This is a genomic window from Paracraurococcus lichenis, from assembly GCF_030657435.1.
In the GTDB taxonomy this organism is placed as follows: domain Bacteria; phylum Pseudomonadota; class Alphaproteobacteria; order Acetobacterales; family Acetobacteraceae; genus Paracraurococcus; species Paracraurococcus lichenis.
The window spans coordinates 1-266 of the sequence record NZ_JAUTWS010000597.1; the positions used below are offsets into that span (position 1 = coordinate 1).

Annotated in this window: 1 pseudogene; it reads left to right on the forward strand. The window is 70.3% G+C overall.

Annotation, left to right across the window (positions count from 1 at the left end):
* Nucleotides 1–266 (forward strand): annotated as a pseudogene (locus Q7A36_RS41380) (IS4 family transposase); the annotation flags it as partial.

A 266-nucleotide genomic window follows, 5' to 3' on the forward strand; every position in this document is an offset into this window, starting at 1 on the left:
CGGCTTCGGCGACCGCAAGCTCTACCGGCTGCTGACCGAGGAGCTGAAGTTCGACTTCGTCATCCGCTTCCGCGGCAACATCACGGTCACCGCCAACGACGGCGAGGCCCGACCGGCCGCCGACTGGGTCGGCAAGGGCGGCCGCGCCCGCATCCTGCGCGGTGCAACCGTCACCGCCGACGCCTACCCCGTCCCCACCGTCGTCTGCGTGCAGGCCAAGGACATGAAAGAGCCCTGGTGCCTGGCCAGCAGCACCGACCTGCCAG